3 protein-coding genes are annotated in these 5,731 nt (G+C 61.9%); all 3 read right to left on the bottom strand.

All coding sequences use genetic code 11. The features are described from left to right. Window positions 1-212: 212 nt before the first annotated feature. Window positions 213-779 (bottom strand): chemotaxis protein CheB, encoded by a 567-nt coding sequence (locus KGL31_00420; protein ID MDE2320378.1) that lies wholly within the window; start codon window positions 777-779, stop codon window positions 213-215. 272 nt (window positions 780-1,051) lie between these two features. Then, window positions 1,052-1,876, bottom strand: a complete 825-nt coding sequence (locus tag KGL31_00415; GenBank protein MDE2320377.1) for a protein-glutamate O-methyltransferase CheR — start codon at window positions 1,874-1,876, stop codon at window positions 1,052-1,054. A 115-nt stretch (window positions 1,877-1,991) separates the two neighbouring features. Continuing rightward, the coding region (locus tag KGL31_00410; GenBank protein ID MDE2320376.1) for a response regulator at window positions 1,992-5,731 on the bottom strand (3,740 nt) is incomplete at its 5' end.

The raw sequence follows: 5,731 nt of genomic DNA, 5'->3' as shown, positions 1-5,731 counted from the left end.
CGGCTTTCGACTCCTTGCTCATGGTCATCCTTCGACAGGCTCAGGACGAACGGATTTTACAAACCACGCCCTCCGATATTCCCAGCCGGTCATCCTGAGCCCTTGACAATCAAGACAGTTGCTTCGACAGGCCAACCGTTCGTCCTGAGCCTGTCGAAGGACGGTTGGCATGCTCAGGACAGGCCTGTCGAAGGAAACGGCTGGGATGTAGTTCATTTCGCCTCACCCAGTTCGGCCAAAAACGGGCCGATCGCCTCCAGCGGCAGCACCTTGTCGACCTCAGTGGCGGCAATGGCGGCCTCCGGCATCATGGCCGCTTCGGCGGTGTGCGGGTCCTGCACCACCGTCAGGCCCCCTTTCCGCTTGACGGCCGCTAACCCTTGCGCGCCATCCAGGCTGTTGCCGGTCAGGACGACACCGACCAGCCGATCGCGATAGACGTCGGCCGCCGACTCGAACAGCACATCGATCGAGGGCCTCGCATTCAAGACGGGCGCGTCCGTCGACAGGGCAACATGGCCCTTTTCGACGAGCAGGTGATAGTCGGACGGCGCCAGATAGACAAACCCTGGCCGAATCGGTTCCTTGTCGTCAGGCTCCACCACGGGCAGCGTGGTCAGATCCTGCAAGAGGTTCACGAGTATCTCGTCGGCGTCCTGCCGTCGGTGTTGTACGACGGCTACGGCCACCGGGAACCCTTTCGGCAACGCCTCCAGCACGTGCTTCACCGCAGTCAGCCCCCCTAAGGACACCCCGATGACGATTAACTCATACGCCATAGTCGGTTGAAAACATCTTGTTGAGCTTTGTATACGTAACGCAAGCCATAAATATCTTTATACCGCTCATGGTGAATCCTTCGACATCTCTAACCGTTCGTGGTGAGCCTGTCGAACCATGAACGGATCAGTCTTCAACAAACCTGCTCCGAGGAGACCAACCGTTATCCTTCGACGGGCTCAGGATGAACGGCTGGCACATCGAAGCCTGTCCTGAGCCTGTCGAAGGACTCAGGACGAACGGTTGAAATATCGCAGCGCCGCTTACTGCATCACTTACGCCTTCGGTATAGCTTATGGCGGTCATCCAGGACATCATAGTCGGTCTCGTGAGACGTGAACTTGATCGACTCTTTGCTGCCCAGACCGAGTACACCGGAGTCGGCCAGGCTGTCGTAGAGCAGGTTGTGGACGCGCGCCTGAAGAGATTTGTTGAAGTAGATCATCACGTTCCGGCACAGGATCAGGTGGAACTCATTGAACGAGGCGTCGGTGACGAGGTTGTGCTGGGCCCAGACGATATTCGTGCGCAGTTCCGCGCCCAGTATGGCGTTGTCGTACTTGGCGACGTAATAGTCGGCGAAGGTGCACAAGCCGCCCGCCTGCATGTAATTGGCGGTGTAGTCTTTCATGGCGTTGAGTTTGAAGATGCCCGCCTTAGCCTTTTCCAGCAGGACTCCGTTCATGTCGGTAGCGTACAGCCGGCTCTTCTCGTACAGCCCCTCCTCCTGGAGGAGGATTGCCATCGAATAGACCTCTTCACCGCCGGCGCAGCCGGCGTGCCAGATGCGGATGAACGGCTCCGCCCGCAAGAGCGGCACGACCTTTTTACGGAGCGCCAGGTAAAACGCGGGATCACGGAACATGGCCGTCACGTCGACCGACATCGTCATCAGGAACCGCTCCATGCAGGCCGGCTCGCGCAGGATCTTCTCCTGCAAACCGGAGATCGTCGTCACCTGTTCCTCCCGGATACATTGCCTGACGCGGCGCTTGAGCGAGGCCTCAGCGTACTCGCGGAAGTCGTAGCCGTACCGCTGATAGACCCCCTCAAGCAGCAGGCTAAGTTCGATCTCTTCCAGTTCGTTTTTGTTCATTGTCACCTAAGTCTGTCCTGCCAGATCTTGTTGTGCTTCGACGGGCTCAGCACGAACGGGACAACATTAATCTTATCCATTGCCCATACCGTCCGCCGCTAGTCATCTGACAGGCTCACCTGTAAAGCCAGACGCGCATCAACGACAGCAACTGATCGGTGTTGACCGGCTTGGCGATGTAATCCGAGGTCCCCGCCTCCAGGCACTTTTCCCGGTCGCCCTTCATGGCCTTGGCCGTCAGGGCCACAATCGGCAGCTTCTTGAACTTCGGGCTCTTGCGGATGGCGCGTGTCGTATCGTAGCCGTCCATCTCCGGCATCATCACGTCCATCAGCACCAGCTCGATATCAGGAACCGTCTGCAACCGCTCCAATGCCTGCTTGCCGTTTTCGGCGCTTACCACCACCAGGCCGTGGCGCTCCAGCACGCTGGTCAGCGCGAAGATGTTGCGGACGTCATCGTCGACGATCAGCACCTTCTTGCCGGTGAGCGCCGTGTCCGACTGGTAGAGCGCCTCCAGCATCCGTCGTTTGGCGGCGGGCAGATCCGCCACCATCCGGTGCAGGAAGAGTGAGGTCTCGGCCAGCAGCCGCTCCGGCGACCGCGCCCCCTTCACGATCACCGACTGCGCCATCTGCTGCAGTTGAGCCTCTTCTCGCTTGGTCAACTCCTTCCCCGTGTACACAATGACCGGGACATCGCGCAGGGCGGGCTGCTTCTGCATCCGTTCCAGGAATTGAAACCCGCTGATGTCCGGCAGCTTCAGGTCCAACACGATGCAGTCATACCGCTCGGCGCTTAACGCCGCCAGCGCCTCCTTGCCGGTGCCAACATCGGTAATCTGCACATCGCCGTTGCCGATCAGTTCGATAATGCTCCGGCGATCGGTCTCGTCGTCTTCCACTACCAGCAGTTTCCGTAACTGAGACCCGGCAAATGCATCAATCCGGACAAACGCCTCATCAAGCGTCTCCTTGCTCACGGGCTTGGTCAGGTAGGCAATGGCCCCGTGCTCCAGGCCGTGTCGCCGGTCGTCCTCGACCGAGATGATGTGGACGGGAATGTGGCGGGTCATCGGATCGATCTTCAAGCGATCCAGGACAGTCCACCCATCGATATCCGGTAGGATGATATCGAGGGTGATCGCCGTCGGCTTGTAGTCGCGCGCGAGGATCAGCGCCTCCTCGCCGCGCGCGGTGACGACCCCCTTAAACCCTTTCTCCCGCGCCATCCCCAACAGGATCGGCGCAAACTTCGGATCGTCCTCCACGATCAACAGCACCCGATCGCCCGGCTGGATCGTCGCCCGGTCGTCGGCAGCCGCCTCAAGGGTGGCCGCCAGGCTGACAGGCGAATCGGGCGCGGCGCGGCGTGCCGGCGCAGCCGCCTTCCCGCCGGGAACCCGTGGCGCAGGCGTGGCCCGACCCGGTCCAGGACCCGGCCCCGGCGCGCCACCCCCTGAACCGCCCATGCCTGGAAGCATGGCGGATGGTCCCACATAGGTCTGGGGCAGGTAGAGGGTAAAGGTGCTGCCCTGACCCGGTGTGCTCACCAGGCGGATCTCGCCGCCCAGCAGGTGCGTGATCTCGCGACTGATGGCGAGGCCCAGGCCCGTCCCGCCGTATTTGCGGGCGGTCCCCCCTTCAGCCTGCTGGAACGCCTCAAAGATGATCTTCTGCTTTTCGGGCGGGATACCGATGCCGGTGTCGCTTACGGCAAAGGCGATGACCTGCTGGGCCCGGTTCAAAATCTCGTGGTCGCGGCTCCAGCCTTCGGACGCCGGGTAGATGCGCAGGTCCACCTGCCCCCGCTCGGTAAACTTGAAGGCGTTCGACAGCAGGTTCTTCAACACCTGCTGGAGCCGCTTGGTATCGCTATAGACGGCCTGAGGCAGGCTCGGATTCAATTCGATCCCGAACCCCAGCCCCTTCGACGTGGCCACATGGCGGAACGTGCGCTCGACATGGTCGCGCAGGCCGGAGAAGAGCACCTCCTCCACATCCACCGTGACGGTGCCCGATTCGATCTTGGACAGGTCGAGGATATCGTTGATCAGGTTGAGCAGGTCGCTGCCCGAGCCGTGAATCGTACCGGCAAACTCCTTCTGCCTTTCCGTCATGTTACCTTCGGGGTTCTCGGCCAGTTGCTGCGAGAGGATGAGGAGACTGTTGAGTGGCGTCCGCAGCTCATGCGACATATTCGCCAGGAACTCAGACTTGTACTTGGATGTGAGCGCCAACTGCTCGGCCTTTTCCTCGAGTGTCGTGCGGGCCACCTCGATCTCACGGTTCTTCCGCTCGACCTCGCTGTTCTGCTCGGCCAGCAGGCGGGCCTTCTCCTCGAGCTCTTCATTCGTCTGCTGCAGCTCGGTCTGCTGGCTGCCCAGCTCCTGCGCCAGCGACTGCGACTGCTTGAGCAGCTCTTCGGTGCGGCTACCCGCCTCAATCGTGTTCAGCACGATCCCGACGCTTTCCGTCAACTGCTCCAGGAATGCCTGATGGATGGCGCTGAACCGCTCGAACGACGCCAGCTCGATCACCGCCTTGACATTGCCCTCGAAGAGGACCGGCAGGACGATGATGTTGATCGGCGGCGCCTCGCCCAGCCCGGAGTTGATCTGGATGTAGTCACCGGGCACGTTGCTGAGCAGGATGCGCTGCTTTTCATACGCGCTCTGCCCCACCAGCCCCTCGCCGATGCGGAACTCGTTCGCCAGATGTTTCCGCTCTTTGTACGCGTAGGCGGACAGCAGCTTCAGGTGCGGCTGGCCGCCGTCCTGGGATTCCGTGATGTAAAAGACCCCGTGCTGCGCGTTGACCAGCGGCGCCAGGTCGCTCAGGAGCATGCGGGCTACCGCCAGCAGATCGCGCTGCCCCTGCAGCATCCGCGTGAACTTGGCCAGGTTGGTCTTCAGCCAATCCTGCTCGGTGTTGGTCTGGGTCGTCTCCCGCAGGTTGCGAATCATCTCATTGACGTTGTTCTTCAGTTCGTCCACCTCGCCGCGGGCCTCGACCCTGATCGAACGGGTCAGGTCGCCCTTGGTCACGGCGGTGGCCACATCCGCGATCGCCCGCACCTGGGTGCTGAGGTTCGCCGCAAGCTGGTTCACGTTATCGGTCAGGTCTTTCCAGGTGCCGGCAGCGCCCGGCACGTTGGCCTGGCCGCCCAGCCGCCCTTCGACGCCCACTTCGCGGGCCACCCCCGTGACCTGGTCGGCGAAGGTGGCCAGCGTATCGATCATGCTGTTGATAGTATCGGCGAGGGTCGCAATCTCGCCTTTGGCCAGGAACGTCAGCTTCTGCTTCAGGTCGCCGTTGGCCACCGCGGTGACGACCTTGGCGATGCCGCGCACCTGGTCGGTCAGGTTGGCCGCCATCCCGTTGACGCTGTCGGTCAGGTCCTTCCAGGTGCCCGACACGCCCCGCACCACCGCCTGGCCGCCCAGCTTCCCTTCGGTGCCGACCTCGCGGGCCACGCGGGTGACCTCGGAGGCGAAGGAGTTGAGCTGGTCCACCATGATGTTGATGGTGTCCTTCAGCTCCAGGATCTCACCCCGGGCGTCGACCGTAATCTTTCGCGACAGGTCGCCGTTGGCCACGGCCGTCGTCACGGTCGCAATGTTACGTACCTGGCCGGTCAGGTTGGCCGCCATCCCGTTGACGTTATCGGTCAGGTCTTTCCAGGTGCCGCCTACGCCGGCGACGACCGCCTGGCCGCCGAGCTTGCCGTCAGTGCCGACCTCACGGGCCACGCGGGTGACCTCGGAGGCGAACCCGTTCAACTGATCCACCATCGTGTTGATGGTGTCTTTGAGCTGCAGGAACTCGCCCCGGGCGTCGACCGTAATCTTTCGCG

The sequence above is a fragment of the Candidatus Methylomirabilota bacterium genome, assembly GCA_028870115.1.
GTDB lineage: Bacteria > Methylomirabilota > Methylomirabilia > Methylomirabilales > Methylomirabilaceae > Methylomirabilis.
This window is presented reverse-complemented; position numbering and strand designations above follow the sequence as displayed.